Below are 26,334 nucleotides of genomic sequence, written 5' to 3' on the forward strand. Positions count from 1 at the left end.
TGCGCTACTGGCGCAGGTCGCGGACCGTCCGCGCCGGCTGCTCGATGCCGGCGCTGGCCCGCCACGGGTTGATGTCCAACCCGCCGCGGCGGGTGTAGCGCGCCTCCACTTCCAGCCACTCCGGCTGGCAGCGCAGGGTGAGCTCGTTGAAGATGCGCTCCACGCACTGTTCGTGGAATTCGGCATGCTCGCGGTAGCTCACCAGGTAGCGCAGCAGGCCTTCGCGGTCGATGCGCGGGCCGCGGTAGCGCACGCTCACGCTGGCCCAGTCCGGCTGGCCGGTGACCGGGCAGTTGGACTTGAGCAGTGCCGAACTGAGCGTCTCGGTCACCACCTGGCCGGCATTGGCCGACAGGTACTCCGGCGCCGGCGGGCCGTAGCGCTCGATCGCCACATCCAGCTCATCCAATGATTCGCCTTCGGCCGCTTCCACCAGCAGCGGCACCCCGAACACCACGTTCACTACCGCCCCGGCGCAGGCCGACAGGTCACCGGCAATGCGCTGGCGGGCCTGTTCGTCATCGTCAAAGCGCGTGCTGTTGAGCGAGTTGAGGTAGAGCTTGAATGACTTGGATTCGATCAGGTTCGGTGAGGTGCACGGCACGCTGACCGTCGCCACGGCGACGCGTGGCTTGCCGCGCCGGTCCAGCCAGCTCAGCTCATAGGCCTGCCAGCGGTCATGGCCAACGAACGGCAGGTTGGCCTCGTCCACGCCGATCTCCTCGCGCGCGGCGCGGCGCGGGATCGGGAAGAGCAGGGCGGGATCGTACTGGGAGGGGTAAGCAACCTCGCGACCGAGGCTGGAGTCCTGGGGGGTATTCATGGCGCCATTTTAGCGTGGCCGGCGCCCCCTCCAGCGCCCCGTTCAGAAATACGTCCAGCGTCTTCACGCCTGCGCCATGCCCCATTAACAAGGCCTGTGACACCGTGCGATCCAGGTCGTTCTATTCAAGACGGGAGCGTGTGGATGAGTACCGACAAGAAGGCCGATTTCTCCGGCGTCACCTCCAGCGTGGATACCACCGCGCAGAAGGTGGAAAAGGCAGATTTCTCCGGCGTGACCGCTTCGGTGGATACCACCGCCGAAAAGGTGGGGGGTAGCACCTACACCGTCAAGAGCGGTGACTCGCTGTCGAAGATTGCCAAGAACGAGCTGGGCGATGGCAACGCCTGGAAGAAGATTTTCGAGGCCAACCGTGACGTCCTGGATGACCCCGACAAGATCTTCCCGGGCCAGACGCTCAAACTGCCGCCTAAAGACTAAGCCCGCTCCGCCTGCTGTCCATTATTGATTCCCAGGGAGGAATTCCATGAAGAAGACGTCCATCAGTACCGCCGTACTTGCTGCCCTGCTGGCCACCGTTGCGCTGGCCGGCTGCAAGAAGAAGGAAGAAACGGTCGACAACAACGCGCAGCCGGCTGCCCCGGTAGCGACGACGCCGGTCGAGCCCGCCGCACCGCAGCCGATGACGGCCGCCGCGCCGGTCAACGTTTCCGGCGTAACTGTCGGCAAGACCGCTGCGGCCGACAAGACCGTCGCGGCGGCAGCACTGTTTGCTCCGAAAGACGTGATCATCATTTCGGTCCGCACCGCAGGCACGGCCACCAACGCCAACGTTGGCGCCAAGCTGACCTATCAGGACGGCCAGGTGGCGGGCGAACAGAGCCAGGTGTTGAACACCACTGGCGATGAGACCACCAACATCAGCTTCACGAATGCCAATGGCTGGCCGGCGGGCAAGTACCGCGCGGAGGTCACGGTAGATGGTAAGGCGGCCGGAACGCCGCAGGAGTTTGAGGTCAAGTAAGTCCCGCCGACTCTCTCCCGGCACGGGCTCACGATGGACGCAGCCGCGAGGCTGCGTCTTTTTTTGTTCCATACAGCGTTCCAATACCACCGCGTATGGCCCCGCTTTGCTCCCCGGGGCTGAAACCGCGACAATGCGGGGGTTACCCGGAGAGCACTGTCCCCCATGTCGAACACGCCCAAGATTCTGTACACGCTTACCGATGAAGCCCCGTTCCTGGCCACCCAGTCGCTGCTGCCGATCGTCGAGGCCTACACTGCCACCGCCGGCATCGCAGTGGAAACCCGTGACATCTCGCTGTCCGGCCGCATCCTGGCGCTGTTCCCGGATTTCCTGAAGGACGACCAGAAGGAAGCCGACCACCTGGCCGAACTGGGTCAGCTGGCGACCACCCCGGACGCCAACATCATCAAACTGCCCAACATCAGCGCCTCGGTGCCGCAGCTCAAGGCGGCCATCAAGGAGCTGCAGGACCAGGGCTATGCCCTGCCCAACTACCCGGACGTGCCCACTGACGACGTCTCGCGCGACATCAAGGCGCGCTACGACAAGGTCAAGGGCAGCGCGGTGAACCCGGTGCTGCGCGAAGGCAACTCTGACCGCCGCGCGCCGCTGTCGGTCAAGAATTACGCCCGCAAGCACCCGCACCGCATGGGCAAGTGGTCCAACGAATCGAAGTCGCACGTCTCGCACATGGACGGCGGCGATTTCTACGGCAGCGAAAAGTCGGCCACCCTGGCCGCCGCCGGCAACCTGAAGATCGAACTGCAGCAGGCCGACGGCACCACCGTCGTGCTGAAGGAAAAGACCGCCGTCAAGGCTGGTGAGATCGTCGATGCCGCGGTGATGAGCCGCAACGCGCTGGCCGCGTTCGTGCAGGCGCAGATCGCCGATGCCAAGGCCAAGGGCGTCCTGTTCTCGCTGCACCTGAAGGCCACCATGATGAAGGTGTCCGACCCGATCATGTTCGGCGTGGTCGTCGAAGAGTTCTACAAGGACGTGCTGGCCAAGCACGCCGACGTGCTCAAGCAGGCCGGCTTCGACCCCAACAACGGCATCGGCGACCTGTACGCGCGCCTGCCGCAGCTGCCTGAAGCCACCCAGGAAGCGATCAAGGCCGACCTGGCTGCCGAATACGGCAAGCGCCCGGGCCTGGCCATGGTCAATTCCGACAAGGGCATCACCAACCTGCACGTGCCCAGCGACGTCATCGTCGATGCCTCGATGCCGGCCATGATCCGCGACTCCGGTGGCATGTGGAATGCCGATGGCAAGCTGCAGGACACCAAGGCTGTCATTCCTGACCGCTGCTACGCCGGCGTATACCAGGCCGTGATCGACGACTGCATCGCCCACGGCGCGTTCGACCCGGCCACCATGGGCTCGGTGCCGAACGTCGGCCTGATGGCGCAGAAGGCCGAAGAATACGGCTCGCACGACAAGACCTTCCAGATTCCGGCCGACGGCACCGTGCGCGTCACCGACGATGCCGGCAACGTGGTGTTCGAACACGCCGTGCAGACCGGCGACATCTGGCGCATGTGCCAGACCAAGGACGCCCCGATCCAGGACTGGGTCAAGCTGGCCGTCAACCGCGCCCGCCTGAGCAGCACCCCGGCCGTATTCTGGCTGGATGCCTCGCGCGCGCACGATGCGCAGGTGATCGCCAAGGTCGAAACCTACCTCAAGGACCACGATACCAACGGCCTGGACATCCGCATCCTCGCTCCGGTGGAAGCGACCGCGTTCTCGCTGGACCGCATCCGCAAGGGTGAAGACACCATCTCGGTGACCGGCAACGTGCTGCGCGATTACCTCACCGACCTGTTCCCGATCATGGAACTGGGCACCAGCGCCAAGATGCTCTCCATCGTGCCGCTGATGGCCGGTGGTGGCCTGTTCGAAACCGGCGCTGGTGGTTCGGCTCCCAAGCACGTGCAGCAGTTCGTGGAAGAGGACTACCTGCGCTGGGATTCGCTGGGTGAATTCCTGGCCCTGGCCGCCTCGCTCGAGCACCTGGGCAACCGCTACGACAATGCCGGTGCGACGGTGCTCGCCAAGACCCTGGACCAGGCCAATGGCCAGTTCCTGGACAACGACAAGTCGCCCTCGCGCAAGCTCGGTGGCATCGACAACCGTGGCAGCCATTTCTACATCGCGCTGTACTGGGCCCAGGCCCTGGCCGCGCAGGACGACGATGCCGCGCTGAAGGCCCGCTTCGCCCCGCTGGCCAAGGCGCTGTCGGACAATGAAGCGGCCATCGTCGGTGAGCTGATCGCCGCGCAGGGCAAGCCGGTCGACATCGGCGGTTACTACCGCCCGGACGTGGCCAAGGCCAGCAAGGCGATGCGCCCGAGCAGCACGTTCAACGACGCACTGGCCGCGCTGTAAGCCTTCAGCCACCGGCACCAAGGCAGTAACCGAGGAACCCGCGCCTGGCGCGGGTTCTTTTTTTTGCCCGCAAATACGTGACACCCGTCCGGGTGGTTCTGGCACTCTCTCGCCAGCCGCAACAGGTAAAGAAGGCATGAAACCTGCATGCTGCCAAGGCGCGCATACCGGAAGGATCCGACCGTTTCGCCAACGCGAAGTGAGCAATCCGTCACCGAACTGCGCGAGATCCTTGGCATAGGCTATCGGCGAGCGTTCCGCAGTAGCTGTGATCTCTCACAAGCCAGGGGAAGGGCATGGCCAGGGTGCTGGTGGTCGGATCGGATGTCCAGGGAGAACGGGCGTTGCTGCAGCGCCTGCGCGTGGCCGCTTCATTGCCGGCCGATACGGTACGCAGCTGCCGCGACCTCGACGAGTGCGACCTGCTGGTGATCAAGGACACGCCGGCACTGCGCAACGCCGCGCTGCGCATGGTGCGCGAGCGCCCCCGCATCCAGGTCTGGGTGGAAGACCAGAACGGGCAGTTGCACCAGGGACAGGGCGACGATCACGGCGTACTCGACGACCACGCCATCGAAGACGCCTTGCGGCAGATGCCTGGTGCGCCGCTGCGGATCGACGAACCGTGCACGGCGCAGGGCGCCAAGGCGATCACCCGCGCGCTGCGCGAGCGCCTGCCCGCGCGGCAGGGCCACGCGGTGCTGGTGCTCAACGAAGTGCCCACCCTGCTGTTGGATTTCGCCCAGGACCAGATGGTGGTGCTGCCCGGTACCGACCCCTGCAGCCTTGCCCAGCTTCTGTCAGACCAGTTTGAAGCGCTGTCACTGCACGGGCTTTCCGAACGCCGCTACCAGGAACTGGGCGGCACGCTGCCGCGCCAGCCGCTGCGCCCGCTGCTGTGGCAATGGGGCCAACGCCCCGCGCATTGGCATGACCTGGATGCCCGGCTGCAACGCGGTGCGCGGGTGAAGCTGCTGCGCTGGCCCGACTTCCGCGTGCTGGGCCACCAGCACGACAGCTTCCGGCTGTGTTCGCTGCTGCTCAAGCGCGCGTGCAGCGTGGACGAGTGCGCCTCCCTGCTGGACGTGGCACCGGATGCGGTACGCAGTTTCGTGCACCCGGCGTACCTGTGTGGTTACGCCGCGCTGGAAGATGCGCCGGCCAGCAGCGTGCCGCTGCGCGCAGGGGAGGGCGGCGGCACCCTGTTGGCCCGGATGTGGCGCAGCGTTCGCCAGCGCGGTGGGGGCTGAGCATGCGCGAACACAAGATCGTGGTGCTGGGGGGCATGGGGTGCGGGAAGTCGACCCTGGTGCGCGCCATCGCCGCAGGCGCGGTGGTGGATACCGACGTGCACAACAGCGACCGCGCCGGCGCGGACAAGGCCTCCACCACGGTGGCGATGGACTACGCCGATATCGACCTGCCCAACGGCGACCGCCTGCGGCTCTACGGCACGCCCGGCCAGCAGCGCTTCGACTTCATCTGGCCGATCCTGCTGAAGGGCGCCAGTGGCGTGGTGCTGCTGCTGGATGCCACCCGTCACACAGCAGTGGATGAACTGCTGGGCTATCTGGGGGTGCTGCGTGAACATGCCGCGCAGGTACCGGCCGTGATTGGCGTTTCGCGCATGGACCTCGCCCCGGACTTCGACCTCGATTCCTGCGCCACGGCCGCGGGCTGGGATGGCCGCCTGCTGCCGGTGATGCCGGTGGACGCACGCGAACGCGAACAAGGACTTTTCCTGATGGACGTGCTGATGAGCGAGATGGAAACCCGCGACCTGGTGCTGGCCCATGGCTGACGGGCAGGATGTGCGCCGGCTGGATCCGGCCGTGCGCGACCGTGTTGCCCAGCACCTTCAGGCGTTCGCCGACACGCTCAATGGGGTGCGCAGCGCGGTACTGGCCAGCGTGGATGGCTTCGCACTGGTGCCGGCCGCCGGCAGCCACGGTAACGGCGAGCGCTTGGCGGCAATGACCAGCGCGATGCTGGCACTGGCCGCCGCCGTGGGCCGCGAGCTGTCGCTGGGCGAACTGGAAGTGCTGATGCTGGAAGCCGGCGAGGGCAAGGTGCTGATGCTGGCGCTGCCGTGCGCGCCCGCACCGCTGTTGCTGATGGCCGCCTGCGACACGCGCTGCGTGACCGGCAAGGTGCTTTGGAGTGCAAAGGAATGTGGCCGCAACATCATGGCCGAACTCAGCGGATCACGAGCCGATCCGCAGGGGAACTAGGGGCTCGATAACCAAATGGGGTGCAACATGGCAGGTGTGAGCGAAACCTTGAGCGCGCTGATGACCATCGACGGCGCGCAGGCGGTGGCACTGGTGGATTATGAAAGCGGCATGCTGCTGGGCGAAGCCGGCTCGGGCATGGACATGGAAGTGGCGGCAGCAGGCAACACCGAAGTGATCCGGGCGAAGATGAAGACCGCCGCGTCGCTGAACCTCAACGACACCATCGAGGACATCCTGATCTCGCTGGGCAAGGCGTACCACATCATGCGCCCGGTGGCCTCCAGGAAGGGACTGTTCCTCTATCTGGTACTGGACCGCAACAAGTCCAACCTGGCACTGGCACGGCGCCGGGTGCAGGACGTGGAGGCGTCCCTGGCGTTGTAAGACCTGACGCTGCTGCCGGCCACCCCGGGTGGTCGGTGGCAGCCCGGGATGGGATCGCTTGCCGGCCATGGGCCGCCCCACTATGGTTGGGGTGGTCTTCCCGGTTGCCCTGCATGCCTGTTGCCCCATCCCCTGATGACGAAGCGCTCGCCACGCGGTTGGCGGCGTTGATCCGTGATGCCTTCGAGGATTACCACGCGCGTTTCGCCGGGGTGACCCGCCGCGCGCGGGTGCGCTTCGAGACCCGCGACTGGAACGGGGCGCGGCAGGATGCGGTGGAACGCATCGGGCTGTATGACCGCTGCATTGCTGAGACGGTGGATGTGCTGCGGCGGGCTGCGCGTGAGGCCGTGGGTGAGCGCGCCCTGTGGCTGCAGATCCGGAGGGCCTACGCAGGCCTGGTGGGTGGATTGATCGACGCAGAACTGTACAAAACCTTCTACAACACGCTGGCCAGGCGCCTGTTCGCTACTGAGGGCGTGGATGCCGCAGTGGAGTTCATGGCGATGGATGTGGAGCCATCCGACGCCATCACCCATCCGGTCGCGCGGCATACCTACGCGCTGTCGGCGACGCGGCCGGCCGAGGCCTTCATGCGGGTGCTGGGTGACTATCGCTTCGATGTGCCCTATGCGCACCAGTTGCGCTGTGCGGCGGCCATTGCCGTGCGCCTGCAGGACGACCTGCAGCATTGGGGTACCCAGCCGGTACGCAGCATCGAGCTGCTGGATACCGTGTTCTACCGCGAGCGTCGCGCCTACCTGGTGGGGCGGGTGTTCGGCGAACACCGCTTCTCCCCCTGCGTGATCGCGCTGGTCAACGACGACAACGGCCTGCGTGCCGAAGCCGTGCTGACCCGGCGTCGCGATGTGGCGCACCTGTTCGGCGTGTCACGCAGCTACTTCCAGGCCGACCTGGCCACGGTGGGAGATGCGGTGGTGTTCCTGCGCAGCCTGCTGCCGGCCAAGCCGATCGATGAGATCTACACCGTGCTGGGCCGCGCCAAGCAGGGCAAGACAGAGCGCTACCGGACCTTCTTCCGCCACTTCCAGGACCATCCCGACGAACAGCTGGTGCATGCCGATGGCACACCGGGCATGGTCATGGCCGTGTTCACGCTGCCCAGTTACCCACTGGTGTTCAAACTTATCCGCGACCGCTTCGCCTGGCCCAAGACCATGACCCGGCACCAGGTGGAGGAAAAGTACGCGCTGGTATTCAACCTGGACCGCGTCGGCCGCCTGCTGGATGCGCAACCCTACCGCCACCTGCGCTTTCCCAAGGCCCGCTTCTCGCCGGCGCTGCGCGAAGAACTGCTGAGCCAGTGCGCGGCCAGCGTGCGTGAGGACGGCGATTCGCTGGTGATCGCGCTGTGCTATGTGCAGCGTCGTTTCCGCCCGCTCAACCTGTACCTGCGCGAGCAGACGGCCGAAGCCCGCGGTGCCGCCGCGCTGGATTACGCGCAGGCCATCACCGACATGGCACGCAACAACATTTTCCCCGGTGACATGCTGCCCAAGAACTTTGGTGTATCGCGGCATGGGCGCGCGGTGTTCTATGACTACGACGAGCTGTGCCTCGTCAGCGACTGCGTGTTCCGCGCCTGGCCGACACCGCGCAATGCGGACGAAGCCATGGCCGATGAGCCGTGGTTCCACGTGGGCCCACGCGATGTGTTCCCGGAGCGCTTCGCACCCTTCATGGGGTTGCCCGCCGACGAGCTTGCCGCCGTGCGCGAACACCATGCGCATCTGTTCGATCCGCACTGGTGGCAAGGGTTGCAGGCGCGTTTCGCGGCCGGCGACTATCCCGACACGCCGCCCTATGCAGCCCATCATCGCCTGGCCTGATTTCCCCCTGACACATCACTGGGCTATCCTCGGGGTTCATCCACAAGGAGCAGGTGAGATGCGTTATCCCCATTTTCTGGCGTTGGCCCTCGCATTGGGCGGCACCGGGCTGGTCGCGACAACCGATACCGCTGCACAGACCGCGCGTTCGGTGCGTGAGACCGCCGAAGCCAGCATGACGCTGACCGGCAAGATCGATATCGGTACCGACGGGCACGTCACCGGCTTCCAGCTGGACCACGCCGACACGCTGCCTCCCGATCTGGCGGCATTCGTGCAGCGCCAGGTGCAGGCATGGCAGTTCCAGCCGATCGTGGACAACGGCACGGCGGTCGCCACACAGACGCCGGTGACCCTGCGCCTGCTCTCCCAGCCCGGTCCGGGCGGCGCGGGCGACACCGTGCGCGTGGCGGGTGCGAGCTTCAGCAAGTACGACCCGGAAAACACCAGCCGGGTGACCTCCAGCGAGCTCCGCTTGCCGGCCTACCCCAGGAATCTCGCTGCCATGCGCGCCAAGGGCGAAGTGCTGCTGCTGGTGAAGGTCGGCCGCGACGGTACCGTGAACGATGTGGTCGCCGAGCAGGTGAACCTGCGCGTGGTGGGCAAGGAAAACCAGATGCGGCAGGTGCGCAACGAGTTTGCCCGTGCATCGGTGTCCGCGGCGCGCAGCTGGACCTTCCGCCCGCCGACCACCGGCAGGCTCAAGGATGCCGAGTCGTGGACCGTGCGGATCCCGGTCCGCTACATGATGGGCGAACGCACGCCTTACGGCACGTGGGAAGCCTATATTCCCGGCCCGCGCGAGCGCGCGCCGTGGCGTACCTCGCAGGCCGGCGAGGACGCCGCACCGGACCTGCTGACTGCGGGCGGCATCTACATGGCCGACCTGGATGACGGTCCGCGCCTGCTCACCCCGTTGGGCATCTGATCACAAGGAGTCGTGCAATGCGTAGTTCCCTTTACCTGGCACTGGCCCTGGCACTTGGCGGCAGCATCGTCGCCGCCGCACCGGACGCCGCCGCACAGACACGCAGCGAAATGCGCAGGACCGCCGAAGGCAGCATGGTGCTGACCGGGCAGGTCAACATTGGTACCGAAGGGCAGGTGGAAGGCTTCGTGCTGGACCAGCGCGAAAAGGTGCCGGCTGAACTGGCCGGCTTCGTTGACCGCTCCGTGCAGACCTGGCGCTTCGAGCCGATCGTGCGCGATGGCAAGCCCGTGCGTGCGCGCACCCAGGTGTCCATCCGCCTGGTCGCCAACATCGGGCCCGACGGCAAGGACATGGTCACGCTCGACGCCGCAACCTTCGGCGGGTACGACGCCACAAGCACCGACCAGGTCACCTCGATCAAGATGGCGCCGCCGCGGTTTCCCTCGGTCGCACTGAACATGGGTGGAAGTGGCGATGTGATGTTGATCGTGAAAGTCGGCCGTGACGGCAAGGTCATGGATGTGATCGCCGAACAGGTCAACCTGCGCGTGCTCGGTGACGCGCGTCGCATGGAGCGGCTGCGCGAGGCATTCGCGAAGCAGAGCGTGGATGCCGCACATCGCTGGAGCTTCCGCGCCCCCAGCACGGGTGACGAGAAGGACAAGCCGTTCTGGTCCGTGCGCGTGCCGGTCAGCTTTGACTTTGGCGAAGTCACGCGCGGCTACGGCCAGTGGAACGTCTACATTCCGGGTCCGCGCGCGCATGCGCCCTGGCGGGAGGTCGGACCCGGCGAACAGGATGTGGCTGGCCTGCTGGCGGTCGGCGGCGTGTACATGACCGACGTCAGCAATGGCCCGCGCCTGCTGACCCCGCTGGGCGGGTAAGCAGCTGAAACACCGGATCGGCGCCGCGCGTCGATCCGGTTTGAGCGTCAGCTTCCGGCCGGGCCGTCTGGCGCTGGATACACCACGGTCCGGTTGCGACCCTGTTCCTTGGCCATGTACAGCGCCTTGTCGGCCAGACGCAGCGCCTGCTGCGGGTCCTCGTGGTAGGACGGGTAGTGGGCCACGCCCAGCGATACCGTTACCGTGCCGACCTGTTCGAACACTTCTGCTTCCACCTGCAGGCGCAGGCGCTCGGCGATGCCCGCGCTGGCGGTGACGTCGATGCCGGGCAGCAGGATCAGGAACTCCTCGCCGCCATTGCGGCACAGCAGGTCGGTGTCGCGCGAATCGTCGCGCATCAGCTGGGCGATGCGCAGGATCACCGCATCGCCGACCGCATGGCCGAAGCGGTCGTTGATGGTCTTGAACCGGTCGATATCCAGCGCGATGATCCCGAACGGCTGCCCGCGTGCCTGCCAGTCTTCCAGCCCTTCCTGCAGGCCGCGCCGGTTCTGCAGGCCGGTGAGCGGGTCGGTCATGCTGGCGCGGTTGAGCTTGCCGATACGGTCCTGCAGCAGGTTGAAGCTGTACAGCAGCGCCTGCTTGAGGTGCGCGGCCTCGTAGTACCACGCCTTGATGCCGGTCACGTGGCGGATGGCGATGCCGGTGTCGCGGTTCTGCACGTTGCGCGCCATCTGCCACAGCGGCAGCGAAATGCGCCGGGCGAACCACCAGGTGACCAGCAGCGACAGCACGCCCAGCGGGATGGCATTCCAGATCACCGCCTTCATCAAGCGCGCCAGCGGCGCCAGCGTGGCCTCCGTCGGGCGCTGTGCCACCACGCCCCAGCCCACGCTGGGCACCGGCGCGTAGCCGGCCAGCATCAGCACGCCGTGGCTGTTGCGCACTTCCTGCGCGCCCGAGTGGCCCTGGCTGACCGCCTTCACCGCCGGGTTCTCCAGGGCGAACTGGCCAACCCGGGTGGGTTCGATGTGGTACAGGATGCGGCCATTGCGGTCCACCACGTACAGATACGAGCCGTCGCGGTAGTAGTGCTTGCCCAGCAGGCTCTGCAGGATGCTGCGTTGGCGCAGATAGATGGTGCCGCTCACATAACCTTTGTACTGGCCCTGCGGGTCGAAGATCGGGTGCGAGATGGCGACCAGCAGGCGGCCGGTGGCCGACTCGTACGGATCGCTGATGTACGGCTCGCGGCGCTTGAGCGCCTCGCTGTTGCCCTGGCTGTTGAGCACCACCCCCTGCAGGGCCAGGCTCAGCGGCGAGGTGGCCAGCACCGTGCCAGCCGGGTCCACGATCAGTACCGAGTTGAAGCTGTTGGTCTGCAGCTGCAGGCGCGCCGCTTCGGCTTCCAGCTCGGCGCGGGTATGCGCGCGCTGGCCCAGGCCGGTGGCGGCATAGGCCAGCTGCTGCTGGGCCGACAGCACGAAGTTCTGGGTGCTCTCGGCCAGCTTGCTGGCGTACACCCGGTTGGATTCAAGCGTGGTGCCGATCAGCTGTTCGCGCTGCACGCGGTAGCTGGCGTGCAGGGTGTTGGCCAGGGCGACCAGCGCGCTGAGCAGGGCAAGCGCCAGGATCAGCTTGCCCAGGTTGAGGCGGGACGACAGCAGGGGCATGGCAGAGTGACCGGCAGGATGCTGCGCCAACCGGTCCTACCGATGAGGCTGCAACGGGGCGGATAAGGGGTTCCCGGCGCGGATTATCACGGATTCACCGCCCAAAGGGGGAGGTCCGGACTCAGCGTTCCATCCGCTTGCGCAGCACGCTGCGCACATTGGCCGCCATGCCCTCATCCAGCGGACCCAGCACGCCGCGCTTGCTGTCGGGGATATGTGCGTTGGCTTCGCCATCGGCGCCGAACACGTAGTGGTCGAACAGTGCCCGCCAGTTCCTGCGCTGGGCCGGCGGCAGCCCGCGCAGCGCGAGCAGCGACAGCATCAGGGCGTTCATCGGCGGGTCCATCCAGGCCGGCACCGGGCGCCACCAGTAGTTCACCAGCACGTTGAAATCATCCAGCCCTTCCATGTGGTGCCACCACAGGGAAGGAATGAACACGGCATCACCGGGGCCCAGCTCGGCCACCTGCGCGCTGGCCATGGCCCGGGCAAAGCGCGGGAAGCGGGCCAGGTCCGGTTCGGCGAAGTCCACCAGGCTCACTGCCTGGCCGGCCGGGGTGAAATCCAGCGGGCCGACATACAGGTTGCCGATCTGATCGGGCGGAAACAGGGTGACCCGGCGGCGGCCGGCGGCGACGCAGGCCAGGTTGTCGGGCACGTCGTGGTGGGCGGCGATGCGCGAGCGGTTGCCGATCCAGATGCTGGCCAGCGGTCCGTCCACGCCCAGCGCCAGCGGATTGTCCTGGCGGAAGCCGGGCAGGAAGCTGTCCAGCGTGGTCGAGGCCACGTAGATGGTGGGCGGTTCGGGCGTGCTGCGGTACTTGAGCAGCGTATCGAGCACCACTTTCAGCGCGATCTGCTCGCGGCGGAAGTTGAAGCCGCTCATGTCCGCGTTGTAGAAGATCCGCCCCTTTGCTGCGGGCGGCGCGGTAGTGGCGGTGACCGGCAGGGTGCCGTGGTCGTACTGCTTGAGGTGGGCGACCGCCGCATCGGCCGAGTCGCGCGCGGCGCCGACCATCGGCCAGTCCGCCACCAGCCCGCGGATCACCTTGGGCGTGGTCCAGCCCGGGAGAACCTCGGCCAGCCGGTGGCGGTCGAGGTCGCGCACTTCGTCGATCGGACCGGGCGTGGCAGGCATGGCAGGGTCGCTTGCAGGCGGTGGCGGTGTGGCGAGTGTAGACCCGCCACACCGCTGCTGCTCAGAACTTGTAGCGGACGCCGAACATGTAGCGCGGGCCGGTCTGGGTGGCGTAGCGCAGCATGTTGGTATGCCGTGCGTAGGTACGCATGGTCTCGTCGGTGAGGTTGATCGCCTCCAGGCTCAGCGACAGCTGCTCGCTGACCGCGTAGCTGATGTTGAGGTCGAGCTGGCCGTAATCATCGGTGTAGTTCGGGTTGGGACCCTGGCCGCCGATGCCGTTGAGGAACTTGTCGCGCCAGTTGTAGGCCGCACGGATCTGCCAGTTGTGCTTGTCGTAGAACGCCACCAGGTTGGCCGAATCGCTCAGGCCCACCATCGGGTACTGGTCGCCCAGGCTCTGGTTGTCGAAGGTCAGCCCCGACTTCACCTTGGTGTAGTTCGCCGCCAGGCCGAAGCCGGATTGGCCGAACAGGTGCTGCACCGCCACTTCCCAGCCATCGAGATGGTCCGAACGCTGGTTGGCCGGCAGGGTGATGTCAAAGCCGGCAATCGGGTCGCCGGGCTGCCCGACGATGGTGCCGGTGAGCTGGCCGGCCGAGTTGGTGCCGGTGGCGGTCACGCCAGGCTGGCCGTTGAAGTTGGTGAAGATGTAATCGCGGATGCAGGGCATGTCGCTCACCCCGCAGCCGGCTGCCAGCGCTGCGTTCCAGTAGGCGCCACCCACCGGGGTGTGCAGGTTGCCGGTGTTCTCGCGGACGATGGTGTTGCTGATGAAGTTCTTGATGTTCTTGCGGAAGAAGCCGACCGAGGCGTAGCTGGATTCGCCGTAGTACCACTCCAGCGACAGGTCGAAGTTGTCCGACAGCAGCGGCTCCAGCGCCGGGTTGCCGCGCGACCCGCTGCCACCCTGGGTGCGCACGATGTCGGCCAGCGACTGCCCGCTCTGGATCTGGTCCCAGCCCGCGCGGCCCAGGCTGCGGCTGTAGCTGCCGCGCAGCGCCAGCGTATCGCTGATGTCCAGCTTCAGGTCCAGGTTGGGCAGCAAATAGTCGTACTTGCCGCTGTCGCTGATGAAGCCGCTTTCGCTGGCGTACTCGATGTTGAGCTCGTTGGCCGACCCCCAGCTGATCCCGTTGGGCACGCGCACCATCGCGGTGGAATCCACGTCGGTCTGCTCATAGCGCACGCCGACGGCCACGTTCAGCGGCATCGACCAGTCGAACGTGGTGCGGTACTGCAGGAACGCGCTCTTGGACTTCTCGTTGGTGCGGATGTCCTGCGAATACTCGGTGGGAGCCACGTAGCAGGTCGGGCAGGCCGGGTCGGATGCGGTGCCGACCTGCGCGGCACGGTTGATCAGCCTGTCGAAGTCGAACACCAGGAACTGGCCGGTCAGGCGCGGATCGTTGTGCCCCGAGAACGCATCGAAGTACCTGGCCATGTCGTCGGCGTACCAGATGCTGTCATCGTAGTCGGCCGGGGTACCAAGGCCGCCCCACGTATTGCGCTGCATGATCGCCGAGGCCGAGCGGTTCTTGACGTCGGTGTAGCCCACGCCGAAGTCCAACGCGGAGTAGTCGGCGAACTGGAAGGTACCGCGGCCCTGGTACTGTTCCACCTCGGACTTGTTGTAGCTGTTCTGGAACACCGAGCCGGTGACCAGGGCATCGGCCGCCTGCACCCCGCCCGGCGGCAGCGCGATGTTGATGATCGGCAGGTCGCCGCTGTAGTCGACCGTGGTCTTGCCGCGCACGAACGCGGCAACCCCGAGCACGCCAGCCGAACCATACGGGCTGTCGGGCTGCGATTCGCCGGTGGAATGGTGGGCGTCGAAGTTCAGGGTCAACGCATCGTTGACTTCCCACTCCACGTTGAAGCCCAGCGAGTCCAGCGTGTTCTTCGTGGCCAGCTGCGCACCACCCATCGACACGTCCGAATTGACCATGTCTTCGCTGTAGATGATCGGCGCGGCGACCGGGCCGTTGGTCCAGATGCTGTCGCCCGGGCCATAGTTGAACCACACCGACAGCTCACTGCGCTGCTGCTGCACCTTGTTTTCCACATAGGTGTAATCCAGCGTGGTGGTCACGTTGTCGACCGGCTTCCACTGCAGGGTGGCCTGGCCGTTGGTGCGCTGGCGCTGCACGCCGTTGACGTTGTAGGCGGTGTTCTGCGGGCGGCCGTACACGTCATCGGGGCCGGGACGGTTCTGGATGCGGTCCGCGTAGCCCTGGCCCGGCTGCGGCAGCACGCGCCAGTCAGTGGTGTTGTCGCCTTCGAACGTGGCCCAACCTTCGGCCACCGTGGCCTGGTTGAAGCCGGAATCGCGCTCCTGGTAGCTGCCGCTCAGCATCACGCCCACGCGACCATCGGCATAGGTGTCACTGAAGATGCCGGAGATCTCACCGGTGTACTTCGAACCCTGCAGCGTGCTGGGCAGGTTGTCGTTGGAGGTGTCGTTGACGGCCTTCAGGCCGACGCTCACCACCGGCGCCGATTCGAGCGGGCGCAGGGTCTTGACGTTGATCGTGGCACCGATGCCACCGGTCGGGTTGTCGGCACGGGTGGTCTTGAACACTTCCACCGCCGAGATCGACTCGGAGGCGATGTTGGCGAAATCGAACGAGCGCGAGCCGGACAGGCCGGCGCCGCCGTTGCCCAGATTGGAGGCCGGCATCTGGCGGCCGTTGAGCAGCACCAGGTTGAAGTCCGGGCCGATGCCGCGCACGGTCACCTTGGAGCCTTCGCCGCTGGAGGTGCGGTCGATCGACACGCCGCTGATGCGCTGCAGCGATTCGGCCAGGTTGGTATCGGGGAACTTGCCGATGTCCTCGGCCACGATGCCGTCCACCACACCCTGGCTGTCGCGCTTGAGGTTCATGGACGAAGTGAGGCTGCCACGGATACCGGTGACCTGCACCGTATCAAGCGTGGCCGGATCCAGCCCTTCCGACGACGACGCAGCGCCGTCGCGGGTGGTGTCCTGGGCCCACGCCGGCCCGGCCAACACGGCGAGCAGCGCGGAAGTGAGCATTGCCTTGCGGGGTACGGCCTTGTACGTCTTCATTGCAGCTCCCTCCCCAGGGAAATCGGTAATGGCAGTCCTACGGCGTCTGACACGATTCAACAACGATGTGGGCGGATTGGGCCGATGCCTGACAGCGTTGTCAACAAACTGCCATGAAGCGCATCGTTCGCGGTGTCGCGCGTGGGTGTCCCTGCGTGTCCCGGGGCGGGTCGCTGTATACGCGCCAAACCCTGCAATGCGGGCCTTTCAGCCCTGTTTTACCGGGACGTCACGCGCCCGATTCAGTCGGGTCTGCTCGTTGTGCAGTGCAGAACGAAACTGCGCGAAACCTGTTTTCGGGCAGGTGACGGTGACTGTCGCGTGTTCTGACCGGTTGTCTGACAGCGCTGGACAACAGGACGCCAAGCAGGTTCCATGTCTGGCCGCCGCATGGCTGGCATTCCCATCAGAAGGACAGGCAATGGACACTTCCACCGTGGTTCGCGGGCAGCACGTACAGAGCACACGCATGGCACTGGCCGTGGTGACGGCGATCTTCTTCATGTGGGGCTTCATCACCTGCCTCAACGACATCCTGATTCCGCACCTCAAGGCCGCGTTCTCGCTGACCTGGGTGCAGGCCATGCTCATCCAGTTCACTTTCTTCGGCGCGTACTTCCTGATGTCGCTGCCGGCGGGCCGGCTGGTGGCTGCGGTGGGCTACAAGCGCGGCATCGTGGCCGGTCTTGCGATCGCCGGGGTCGGCGCGCTGCTGTTCTGGCCGGCGGCCGCGCTGCATGTATACGGACTGTTCCTGGGCGCGCTGTTCGTGCTGGCCACCGGCATCACCGTGCTGCAGGTCGCGGCCAACCCGTATGTGGCGCTGCTGGGGCCGGAGCAGACCAGCTCCAGCCGGCTCACCCTGGCCCAGTCGATGAACGCGCTGGGCACCACCATCGCCCCGCTGTTCGGTGGCCTGCTGATCCTGGCGGCCGAACCGCGCAGCGCCGACCAGCTGGCGCTGCTGCCGCAGGCCGAAGCGCTGGCTTACCGCGCCGCTGAAGCACAATCGGTGCAGGTGCCGTACTTCGGCCTGGCCATCGCGTTGTTCGTGCTGGCCGCGGCGATCTGGATGTTCCGCCTGCCCAGCATTGCCGGGGTGGAAGACAGCAAGGAACAGGGCACGCTCGGTGCGGCGCTGCGCCACAAACACCTGGCCTTCGGCGTGCTGGCGATCTTCTTCTACGTGGGCGCGGAAGTGTCCATCGGCAGCGTGCTGGTCAACTTCCTGTCCATGCCGGGCATCGGCGAAGGCCTGACCGAGCAGGAGGCCACGCGCTATGTGTCGCTGTACTGGGGCGGTGCGCTGGTCGGCCGCCTGGTCGGTACGTTCCTGCTGGCGCGCTTTGATCCGCGCCGCCTGCTCGGACTGTTCGCGCTGGTGGTGATGGGGCTGCTGGCGGTGACCATGCTCGGCACCGGCGAGCTGGCCAAGTGGAGCGTGGTCAGCGTGGGTCTGTTCAATTCGATCATGTTCCCGACCATCTTCGCGCTCGCCATCGGCGGCCTGGGCCCGCTCACCGGGCAGGGCTCCAGCCTGCTGGTGATGGCGATCGTGGGCGGCGCGGTGGTTCCGCTGGCGGTGGGCTGGTTGGCCGACCACTACGGGCTGCAGGCATCGTTCCTGCTGCCGATGCTGTGCTACCTGTTCATCGTGTTCTATGCATGGCGCGGGTCGCGCCGCTACGCCTGACCCCTCAACGGCGCCGGGGTGCGTGGGTGGATTCACGCACCAGCACCGCATGGTCCACGGTGACCATGCGGCCGGCCTTCGGCGAGCGGATGCGTTCGATCAGCTGTTCGGTGGCCAGCCGGCCCATCGTGTCGGTGGGCTGGCGCACGGTGGTCAGGGCCGGGTAGATGTGCCCGGCAATGGGCGTGTCATCGAAGCCGCACACGGAAAGATCGCGCGGCACGCGCAGGCCGCGCTGGCCAGCCACCCGGAACACCGCGGCGGCCATGTCGTCGTTGGCCGCGAAGATCGCGGTCGGCGGCTCGGGCAGGTCCAGCAGCGCATTGGCCGCGTCGATGCCCGACTCGAACGAGAACTGGCCGTTCACCACCAGCGCCGGGTCGTACTCGATGCCCGCGTCGCGAAGTGCCTGGCGGTAGCCGGCGAGGCGCCACTGGCACGCGCCATGCGCGCGCGGGCCTTTGATATGGGCGATGCGACGGTGGCCCTGCGCGACCAGATGGCCGATCAGTTCCACCACTGCGGTGGTTTCGTCCATGCGTACGCCGATGCGCCCTTCGGGATGGCGCGGGGCGATGCTGGAAAACGGAATCTCGTTGTCTTCCAGGTACGCCAGCACCACCGCATCGTCGGTCAGCGGCGGGATCAGCACCACGCCATCGGGCCTCGAGTTCTCGAACAGTGCGGCGAGGTCGGGCAGGGTGCGCCGGCCGATGCCGACCGGCCCCAGGATCAGGTTGTAGTGGTTGGCATGACAGGCTTCCAGCATGCCGTTCTGGATTTCCATCAGGTAGTTGCGCGAAGGATTGTTGTAGACCAGCGCCAGTGCATACGAGCGCTGCCCGGCCAGGCTGCGCGCCGACAGGTTCGGTTTGTATCCCAGCCGGGAGACCGCAGCGAGCACGCGGTCGCGCGTTTCCACCCGTACGTTCGGCTCGTTGTTGAGCACGCGCGATACGGTCTTGATCGAAACGCCCGCAATGGCGGCGACATCCTCGATACGACTACGCATGGTGCGATGGATCCTCCTGGAGAGCCCGGCCGGCCGCTGCCGATGGTAATGCGCCTGAGTCGTTTCGGGATTACCGAAGCAGGCGGATGGTGCCACGTTGCGGGGTATTCGTGCACGGTCCGGATTTCCATGCGGCGCTGCAACAGCAACTGCGGATTCCCGGCGTGCGCGAAAAGAGCCAGCCCAACAACGACGGGGATACCAGGACAAGCTGTTCGCCGACCGGTTGACAGCGCCCCGCCGGGCTTATATGACAGCGCTGTCACCGGAAGCGCTGAAGCAGCCCGCGCCCGGTCCATCATCCGTACATTTTCTTGGAGGTAGATGCACGTGAGCAGCGCCCGGAAGACTCTTCTTACCGTCTGTGTCCTGACGGCATTGGCCGCCCAAGCGCACGCCGCGCCCGCCGCCGAGCGCCTGCAGGACTGGCCGCAGGTGACCAGCGCGATCGCCTCCGACCCGGCCATCGAAAGCCGCGTGCGCAGCATCCTTGCGCAGATGACCCTGGCCCAGAAGGTCGGGCAGATGACCCAGCCGGAGATCAAGCAGATCACCCCGGAGCAGGTGCGTACCTACTACATCGGCTCGGTGCTCAATGGCGGTGGCTCGTGGCCGGGCATGGACAAGCACGCCAGCGTGGCCGACTGGGTGAAGCTGGCCGATGCCTATCACGCCGCCTCGCTGGCCACTGACGCACGCACCCCGGTGCCGGTGATCTGGGGCACCGATGCCGTGCACGGCCACAGCAACGTGTTTGGTGCCACGCTGTTCCCGCACAACATCGGCCTGGGCGCCACCCGCGATGCCGCGTTGATCGAGCGCATCGGCGCCGCCACCGGCAGCGCCACCCGTGCCACCGGCATCGGCTGGGTGTTCGCGCCCACGCTGGCCGTGGCACATGACCCGCGCTGGGGCCGCACCTACGAAAGCTTCTCGTCCGACCCATCCATCGTGCGCGAATACGCCACCGCCTACGTCAAGGGCGCGCAGGGCCGCTTCACCGGCGACGGCAACGTGGTGGCCACGGCCAAGCACTACATCGGCGATGGGGCCACCGACAACGGACGCGACCAGGGCGAGGCCACGGTGGACAAGGCCACCATGATCAACGTGCACGGCCAGGGCTATTTCGGTGCGCTGGGCGAAGGCGTGCAGACGGTGATGGCCTCGTTCAACAGCTGGAACGACCGTGCCGGCGGCGTGGACTACGGCAAGATGCACGGCAGCCAGGCGCTGCTTACCGGCGCGCTGAAGGAAAAGATGGGTTTCGACGGCTTCGTCGTCTCCGACTGGAACGGAATCGCCCAGGTACCCGGCTGCCGCAACGACAGCTGCGCCCAGGCGATCAACGCCGGTATCGACATGGTGATGGTGCCCGACGACTGGAAGGCCTTCATCGCCAACACCATCGCCCAGGTGGAGAGCGGCGAGATTCCGATGGCGCGCATCGATGATGCGGTGACCCGCATCCTGCGCGTGAAGCTGCGTGCGGGCCTGTTCGAGCACAAGCCGTCCGACAGCCGCTTCGCGGGCGACGCCAACGCCGTGCAGCACCGCGAACTGGCACGCGAAGCCGTGCGCGAATCGCTGGTGCTGCTGAAGAACCAGGACAAGGTGCTGCCGCTCAAGCGCGATGCACGCGTGCTGGTGGTGGGCAAGAGTGCCGACAGCCTGTCCGACCAGGCCGGGGGCTGGTCGCTGACCTGGCAGGGTACCGAGAACACGAACGCCGATTTCCCCAATGCCGATTCGGTGCTGGGCGCGCTGCGCGCCGAGCTGGGCACGCAGCAGGTGACCTACAGCGCCGATGCCAAGGGCATCGATGCGTCGGCGTTCGACGTGGTGGTCGCGGTGATCGGCGAAACGCCGTACGCCGAAACCAACGGCGACATCCTCGCCTCGGACACGGTCAGCCACAGCCGTGCGCAGCCGCAGGACCTGGCCGTGCTCAAGGCCGCCGCCGCCACCGGCAAGCCGCTGGTCACCGTGTACTTCTCCGGCCGCCCGATGTACACCAACGACCTGCTCAACCTGTCGCAGGCGTTCGTTGCGGCGTGGCTGCCGGGTACCGAAGGCAAGGGCATCACCGACGTGCTGGTGGCAGGCAAGGACGGCAGGCCCGCGCACGACTTCCACGGCCGGCTCAGCTTCCCGTGGCCGGGCGTGCCTTGCCCGGCACCGATCGACCGCCCGGACCCGAAGCGCCCGGACCTGTTCAAGTTCGGCTATGGCCTGAGCTATGCCAAGCCCGCGCAGGTCGCGCGCCTGCCCGAAACCAACCCGGACCATTGCGGTGAAGTGACCACGCTGCCGATCTTCAACCGCGTGGATAACGCGCCGTTCTCGCTGCACATCGCCGCTGGCGGTGCCACCCAGCCACTCGGCAACGATCTCAATGCCAGCCTGCGCTGGCCCGCCGCCACGCCGGTCGCCGAAGTGCGCACGGTGCAGATCAACACCCAGCAGGACGCCCGCGAAGTGACCTGGCTGGCCCCGGCGCAGCTGATCGCGCGCAGCACCTCGCGGCGCAACCTGGGCGCGCTGGCGCGCAGCAACGGCGCGTTGCAGTTCGACGTGATGGTGCAGCACCCGCCCGCCTCGCCGGTAACGGTGACCATGCAGTGCGGCACCGGCTGCGAGGGCGGGGTGGATATCGCCCCGGCGCTGGCAACGCTCACCGCGGGGCAGAAGCGCACCGTGACCATTCCGCTGGCCTGCTTCGCCAGCAAGGGCGTGGACCTGGGCGCGGTGGAAGCCCCGTTCGTGGTCAGCGCGGACAAGCCGTTCGCCGCGGCCTTCACCCAGGTGCGGGTCGCGACGAAGGCGGACAAGGCCGAGGGGGTGGTGGAGTGCCGGTGACGTGCGGGTCAGCCGGGCATTGCCCGGCTCTACCGCTGAGCTGATCGGCGCCGAGCTGCTACGGCCTTGCTGTCAGCGTCGGTGTCTGCTTGTTCCAGCAACAGGATTCGGATGCGGTTGCGGCGGCACTGAATGGTTCCGCCGTAGGCCAGCGGTCTTCCCGTCAGTCGTTCGATGGCTGCGGCCAGCGTCTCGCTGGAAAGGCTGTGGTGAGGGTCCTGTATGGAAACCGACACGACGATTCCCCTGATATCGGCCGATGCCCCGCAGCGTGCGCGGATATGTATCTGGCCCGGCTCGCGGTCCAGCAGCAGGGAAACTGCATCGATAATGGTGCGGTACGCGGCAAGCTGAAGGCCGACACTCAGCCTGCATGGGTCCCCCGTCAGTCGATGCGGTGCCAGGCGCTCCGTTGCCTTCCATGCTTCATCAATACCGCCAATCTGGAGGGCGAGGTAGAGCCCTACGTGTTCCAGCGACGTTGGGTAGACCATCGTGACCTGCTCGCGGAATTTTCGGGAGTGGAGAGCGGTAACCTTCAAGAGGCCGCCTGCGAGATCCTGGTGGCCTTTGGTCTTGAGCCACTCAGCAACGTCGCTCAGTGAGGCATCGAAACCCTCGCTGAGCTGCCGTATGTCCAGCACCCGCGAGCGGAGTTCCTTCTCAGTGGCGGTATGAGCCGCTCTGGAGTGGCAAAGGGCTCGCTCTTTCTCAAGCTTGTGGATTCTGAGCTCTTGGTAATAGTGGGAGAAGCATGTGCCAACGGCCAGAAGCGCTATCCCAACCAGCGCCAGGCTCTGTTGTGCCGAAAAGGCCGCGGGATCGAAGGAGTCCGCCATGCCCGACGCAGGCATGGTCAGGCGCACGATCAAGCTCCAGGTGGGCACGCTGACGGCAGCTCCCCTCCAGCCATGCATGCACGTCAAGGCGATGGCAGGCAGGGCGAGCAATAGAAGAATATTGGTTTTGGCCGGGCCAGGAGCCGCCGGGATCCAAAGCGCCGCGAATCCAACGAAGGCCATCAGAACGAGGCAGATCACTGTCGGCACCATCCGTCCGGTCTGCAGGACAAACGCCTCTTTCCGATGCGTCCAAAGCAGCGCCAGCGGCGCGATCGTGAGGATCCCTATGAAATCGCCTACCAGGAAGCGAACCGCGTCCGTACCAAACCCCGCCGCCGGAGGGTTGGGCCAGAGCAGGTATGGGATCAAAAGGTTCAATGTCGTCACCGTGACAGTCGACACGGCGGCTACACAAATGAGCCAGACACCTGCTCGTGAACTCATGATCCGCCGATGCAGGTGGGTGATCAACATGACCGCAGGCATCAGCACGGCCGAGCTGACGACGAACCACGTCCATCCGTAGCGGTCGATCAAGGGATATCGGGCGAACGCGAAGTAGCAGTACTCGCCGACGAGAAGGTAGGGCCAAAGTCGCAGCGGAGTGAGAAGGAGTGCTGCGATTCGTATGCCGGCGGGAAGATAGGACTGATCCATCGACACCTCGCGTGCTACCCAGTACGCAAATGCGTAGACAAGCGCGATGGCAAGGCCCAGTGGGTGAATGCGAAAGTTCAGATGCAGTCCGTTCTTCAGCCACTCCGTTTGCATGCGATTCTCCGTTCTGCCGAAGACGACACCCTGAGGATGCAGGTGGTCGTCGGGTGCGGACGGTATCGGCGAAATAAGCGCGATGCAATGGTTGTCTTGAATTATAGGAAAGATACGAGACTTGCAGAAATCGTGTGTTCTTGCGGGACGTCACACGCTGTTGGTGATGCTCGTTCGATCTTCAATCTGGGCGGGAAGATATCCCGGCGTCTGTATCGCAGGGGCACCGTGCATATGAATCAGAGGATCTTCAGGGGAACCCTCTGCTGAAGGAACTACGATTCATTCGGCACTCTTGCCACTCACCCAATGGAGGTCAAAGTGAGGTTTTTGCCCATCTGCAGCGCGACGTCCGTGCTGCTTCTCGCCATGGCGCCGATGTCGGCCGCGGCTCAGTTGAGTGACCATCATGGGAACGAGTTGGCGTCCCACGGATTGGGGCAATCTCACCCGATGGCCAGTAACGCGAGCCAGGATCCGAACTGGCAGGTGTACGGCTTTGAGCGCGATGGAATCTCGTACTTCCAGGTGAATGATCTTGCCGGTCGGGTTCACGTGATCATCGGGCGAGCCGGCGACACGTTCTGGGCGTTGCCTGCTGGCGACGTGCCATTCCGTGCGTCTGTCCCGACGCGTCGTGAGTCCGTGCCAGAGGGTGCTGATAGCGCCGTGGTATTCCGGCATGAGGACTTCTCGATCGTGCGCTACGGGGTTGGAAAAGAGGCAGTGTGGTCGGTGGAGGTTCCCTGAGCCGCCTTGGAAAAGGCAACCTTGGAGAATGGAGTGGCCGCTCGGGTTGATGCGTGGATCAGGGGCGTCACACGGCCGGCCAACGGCGCGCGCGACCGGGATCGAGCTGACCTGTCTCTGTCGGAGAGGTGACGCTTTAGGAACAGATTCAAAGAAAGCCTGCCGGTTCGCGGGTAGTGTGCTGGTCATACGCACGCGGGGAACCGGCAATGACACTAGTTCACGTCCTGGGTGGGGCATCGCTGCTGATCCTGGTGGCGGTGTCCACGGTGATCAGAGCCGGGCTCGGGTTGGATTGGGGAAGTCCGGGGCCCCCCGCGCCGGCCGCGGGGGAAGTAAACGCGGCGGGCGCGGGGGGGGCGGTGGGGGAGGCGGTAGCAGGGTTGGTTGCGCCACACTTCGGGCCATTGTTGGACCGGATGCGGCCTTGACGTGTGCCGACCAACGGTCGGCACCTACCGTCAGCCAGCGCTGATCGGTTGGGGCCCCCAACCATCAAAAAGGCCCCGCAGTGCGGGGCCTTTTCCTGTTTCGATGTTGGCGCCGGTCAGCGCTTCATCGAACCGAAGAACTCGTCGTTGGACTTGGTGTTCTTCATCTTGTCGAGCAGGAACTCCATCGCGGCGATTTCGTCCATCGGGTGCAGCAGCTTGCGCAGGATCCAGATCTTCTGCAGCAGCTCCGGTTCGATCAACAGGTCTTCGCGGCGGGTGCCCGAACGGTTGATATCGATGGCCGGGTACACGCGCTTTTCGGCGATACGACGGTTCAGGTGCACTTCGCTGTTGCCGGTGCCCTTGAACTCTTCGTAGATCACCTCGTCCATCTTGCTGCCGGTGTCGACCAGCGCAGTGGCGATGATGGTCAGGCTGCCACCTTCTTCAACGTTACGGGCGGCACCGAAGAAGCGCTTCGGGCGGTGCAGGGCGTTGGCGTCCACACCACCGGTGAGCACCTTGCCGGAGCTGGGCACCACGTTGTTGTAGGCGCGTGCCAGGCGGGTGATCGAGTCGAGCAGGATCACCACGTCCTTCTTGTGTTCCACCAGGCGCTTGGCGCGCTCGATCACCATTTCGGCAACCTGCACGTGGCGCGCGGCCGGTTCGTCGAAGGTGGAGCTGATGACTTCGCCGCGCACGGTGCGCTGCATTTCGGTCACTTCTTCCGGACGCTCGTCGATGAGCAGCACGATCATGTGCACGTCGGGGTGGTTGGTGGTGATCGCCGTCGCCACCTGCTGCATCAGCATGGTCTTACCGGCCTTGGGCGGGGAGACGATCAGCGCGCGCTGACCCTTACCCTGCGGTGCCATCAGATCCATGATGCGGCCGGTGATGTCTTCGGACGAACCGTTGCCACGTTCCAGGGTGAAGCGCTTGCGCGGGAACAGCGGGGTGAGGTTCTCGAACAGCACCTTGTTCTTGGACGCTTCCAGCGGCTCACCGTTGATGGTGTCCACGATCGACAGCGCGAAGTAACGCTCGCCGTCCTTCGGGAAGCGGATGCGGCCGGACAGGTGGTCGCCGGTGCGCAGGTTGAAGCGGCGGATCTGGCTGGGCGAAATGTAGGTATCGTCCGGCCCGGCCAGGTAGCTGGCTTCAGCCGCGCGCAGGAAGCCGAAGCCGTCCGGCAGGATTTCCAGCACGCCGTCGGCGGCCACGCCGTCGCCATGGCGGGTGAGCACCTTGAGCAGGGCGAAGATCACGTCCTGCTTGCGGGCGCGGGCGACGCCTTCGGAGATCTGCAGCTGCTCGGCGATTTCCAGCAGCTTCTGGGCCGGCATGCGCTTGAGGTCGCTCAGCGAATAGACCGGGAAGCCCTCGGGCACGTTGGCCTGCTGGCTGCGCACGAACGGCTGCTGTTCGCCATTGTCCTGCGGCATGCCGTCGTCGCGGAAGCCACCACCACCACCGCCGCGATTGCGGTCGCGGTCACGGCGATTGCGGAAACGGTCACGGCGGTTGCCCTGGCCCTGGCCTTGGTTCTGGCCCTGGCCCTGGTTCTGACCCTGCTGGTACGGGTTCTGGCCGCCCTGCGGGTTGTTGTTGTTGTTGCGCTGACCGCCGTCGGCGGCGTCCTGGCA

At 65.9% G+C, this 26,334-nt stretch carries 20 protein-coding genes; 13 read left to right on the plus strand and 7 right to left on the minus strand.

Translation table 11 applies throughout. The annotated features are described in order from the left end of the window. Positions 1-4: 4 nt before the first annotated feature. The gene (queF, locus tag ACQG3P_RS10020) at positions 5-823 is read right to left on the minus strand and encodes an NADPH-dependent 7-cyano-7-deazaguanine reductase QueF (RefSeq protein WP_093534892.1); all 819 of its coding nucleotides are present in this window, start codon (positions 821-823) and stop codon (positions 5-7) included. A 144-nt stretch (positions 824-967) separates the two neighbouring features. Here queF and ACQG3P_RS10025 point away from each other — a divergent pair, with 144 nt between their 5' ends. From ACQG3P_RS10025 to ACQG3P_RS10070, 10 genes are all read left to right on the plus strand, one after another. After that, positions 968-1,264 (plus strand): LysM peptidoglycan-binding domain-containing protein, encoded by a 297-nt coding sequence (locus tag ACQG3P_RS10025; RefSeq protein WP_068854260.1) that lies wholly within the window; start codon positions 968-970, stop codon positions 1,262-1,264. A gap of 46 nt (positions 1,265-1,310) precedes the next feature. After that, positions 1,311-1,808, plus strand: a complete 498-nt coding sequence (locus tag ACQG3P_RS10030) for a hypothetical protein (protein WP_068854259.1) — start codon at positions 1,311-1,313, stop codon at positions 1,806-1,808. A 165-nt stretch (positions 1,809-1,973) separates the two neighbouring features. Next, positions 1,974-4,199, plus strand: a complete 2,226-nt coding sequence (locus ACQG3P_RS10035; protein ID WP_068854258.1) for an NADP-dependent isocitrate dehydrogenase — start codon at positions 1,974-1,976, stop codon at positions 4,197-4,199. Positions 4,200-4,495: 296 nt separating this feature from the next. Further along, positions 4,496-5,449, plus strand: a complete 954-nt coding sequence (locus ACQG3P_RS10040; protein WP_184125895.1) for a hypothetical protein — start codon at positions 4,496-4,498, stop codon at positions 5,447-5,449. A gap of 2 nt (positions 5,450-5,451) precedes the next feature. Further along, entirely contained in the window at positions 5,452-6,000 is a 549-nt protein-coding gene (locus tag ACQG3P_RS10045) for a GTP-binding protein (RefSeq protein ID WP_426804947.1), read from the plus strand. After that, positions 5,993-6,430 carry a roadblock/LC7 domain-containing protein gene (locus ACQG3P_RS10050; protein WP_184125894.1) on the plus strand — a complete coding sequence of 146 codons (438 nt, stop codon included), beginning with the start codon at positions 5,993-5,995 and terminating at the stop codon, positions 6,428-6,430. The genes ACQG3P_RS10045 and ACQG3P_RS10050 overlap by 8 nt, the downstream gene beginning before the upstream one ends. Positions 6,431-6,457: 27 nt before the next feature. Further along, positions 6,458-6,817: a hypothetical protein gene (locus ACQG3P_RS10055; RefSeq protein WP_068854836.1), complete on the plus strand. Its 360-nt coding sequence runs from the start codon at positions 6,458-6,460 to the stop codon at positions 6,815-6,817. Between the two features lie 113 nt (positions 6,818-6,930). Beyond that, entirely contained in the window at positions 6,931-8,667 is a 1,737-nt protein-coding gene (gene aceK / locus ACQG3P_RS10060) for a bifunctional isocitrate dehydrogenase kinase/phosphatase (protein ID WP_426804948.1), read from the plus strand. Between the two features lie 58 nt (positions 8,668-8,725). Next, positions 8,726-9,595 carry an energy transducer TonB gene (locus ACQG3P_RS10065; RefSeq protein ID WP_426804949.1) on the plus strand — a complete coding sequence of 290 codons (870 nt, stop codon included), beginning with the start codon at positions 8,726-8,728 and terminating at the stop codon, positions 9,593-9,595. Positions 9,596-9,612: 17 nt separating this feature from the next. Further along, positions 9,613-10,482 carry an energy transducer TonB gene (locus ACQG3P_RS10070; RefSeq protein ID WP_426804950.1) on the plus strand — a complete coding sequence of 290 codons (870 nt, stop codon included), beginning with the start codon at positions 9,613-9,615 and terminating at the stop codon, positions 10,480-10,482. 47 nt (positions 10,483-10,529) lie between these two features. Here the strand turns inward: ACQG3P_RS10070 and ACQG3P_RS10075 are convergent, their stop codons facing one another. From ACQG3P_RS10075 to ACQG3P_RS10085, 3 genes are all read right to left on the minus strand, one after another. Beyond that, on the minus strand, positions 10,530-12,116 hold the full coding sequence (locus ACQG3P_RS10075; RefSeq protein WP_426804951.1) for a diguanylate cyclase: 1,587 nt from the start codon (positions 12,114-12,116) through the stop codon (positions 10,530-10,532). Between the two features lie 121 nt (positions 12,117-12,237). Further along, the gene (locus ACQG3P_RS10080; protein WP_426804952.1) at positions 12,238-13,254 is read right to left on the minus strand and encodes a cupin-like domain-containing protein; all 1,017 of its coding nucleotides are present in this window, start codon (positions 13,252-13,254) and stop codon (positions 12,238-12,240) included. A gap of 61 nt (positions 13,255-13,315) precedes the next feature. Next, on the minus strand, positions 13,316-16,324 hold the full coding sequence (locus ACQG3P_RS10085) for a TonB-dependent receptor (protein WP_426804953.1): 3,009 nt from the start codon (positions 16,322-16,324) through the stop codon (positions 13,316-13,318). 421 nt (positions 16,325-16,745) lie between these two features. Between ACQG3P_RS10085 and ACQG3P_RS10090 the strand changes: the two genes are divergently transcribed. Beyond that, positions 16,746-18,017, plus strand: coding sequence for a sugar MFS transporter (locus ACQG3P_RS10090; protein ID WP_426804954.1), 1,272 nt, complete (start codon positions 16,746-16,748; stop codon positions 18,015-18,017). A gap of 4 nt (positions 18,018-18,021) precedes the next feature. Here ACQG3P_RS10090 and ACQG3P_RS10095 read toward each other — a convergent pair whose 3' ends face one another. Beyond that, positions 18,022-19,029 carry a LacI family DNA-binding transcriptional regulator gene (locus tag ACQG3P_RS10095; RefSeq protein WP_093534866.1) on the minus strand — a complete coding sequence of 336 codons (1,008 nt, stop codon included), beginning with the start codon at positions 19,027-19,029 and terminating at the stop codon, positions 18,022-18,024. A gap of 330 nt (positions 19,030-19,359) precedes the next feature. Between ACQG3P_RS10095 and ACQG3P_RS10100 the strand changes: the two genes are divergently transcribed. Further along, the gene (locus ACQG3P_RS10100; RefSeq protein WP_426804955.1) at positions 19,360-21,888 is read left to right on the plus strand and encodes a glycoside hydrolase family 3 N-terminal domain-containing protein; all 2,529 of its coding nucleotides are present in this window, start codon (positions 19,360-19,362) and stop codon (positions 21,886-21,888) included. A gap of 29 nt (positions 21,889-21,917) precedes the next feature. Here the strand turns inward: ACQG3P_RS10100 and ACQG3P_RS10105 are convergent, their stop codons facing one another. Continuing rightward, a complete protein-coding gene (locus tag ACQG3P_RS10105; RefSeq protein WP_426804956.1) occupies positions 21,918-23,501 on the minus strand; it encodes an MASE1 domain-containing protein in 1,584 nt (527 codons plus the stop codon). A gap of 321 nt (positions 23,502-23,822) precedes the next feature. Between ACQG3P_RS10105 and ACQG3P_RS10110 the strand changes: the two genes are divergently transcribed. Next, positions 23,823-24,251, plus strand: a complete 429-nt coding sequence (locus ACQG3P_RS10110; RefSeq protein ID WP_320457841.1) for a hypothetical protein — start codon at positions 23,823-23,825, stop codon at positions 24,249-24,251. 547 nt (positions 24,252-24,798) lie between these two features. Here ACQG3P_RS10110 and rho read toward each other — a convergent pair. Then, on the minus strand, positions 24,799-26,334 hold a 1,536-nt coding region (gene rho, locus ACQG3P_RS10115; RefSeq protein WP_426804957.1), incomplete at its 5' end, for a transcription termination factor Rho.

This window comes from Stenotrophomonas sp. SrG (genome assembly GCF_050031795.1).
GTDB lineage: Bacteria > Pseudomonadota > Gammaproteobacteria > Xanthomonadales > Xanthomonadaceae > Stenotrophomonas > Stenotrophomonas rhizophila_A.